Source organism: Paraburkholderia sp. BR13439, from assembly GCF_040948805.1.
Lineage (GTDB): Bacteria > Pseudomonadota > Gammaproteobacteria > Burkholderiales > Burkholderiaceae > Paraburkholderia > Paraburkholderia youngii.
In genome coordinates, this window is the sequence record NZ_JBFPKN010000191.1 from 1 (window position 1) to 276 (window position 276).

The 276-nt window shown below is 64.5% G+C and carries 1 protein-coding gene; it reads left to right on the top strand.

From position 1 onward, the window contains the following. A partial coding sequence (locus AB3X96_RS42820; protein ID WP_368594451.1) for a hypothetical protein occupies positions 1 to 276 on the top strand: 276 nt, incomplete at both ends.

A 276-nucleotide genomic window follows, 5' to 3' on the forward strand; every position in this document is an offset into this window, starting at 1 on the left:
CATCGAGCGTGGACGCGGTCAACGGTGGCCAGTTGTACGGCACGGCGTCGAGCACGGCCCGGGCGCTGGGCGGTGGTTCGATCGTGCTTGCGGATGGCTCGATCAGCGCGCCGAAGTTCAGCGTGGGTGGCACGACGGTGTACAGCGTAGCCGAAGCCGTGACGAACCTCGACGGTCGCACGACGCAGAACACGGGCGACATTGCGCAGAACGCGGGCGATATCGCGCTGAATGCAACTGACATCGCAAAGAACACGAGCAACATCGCGCAGAACG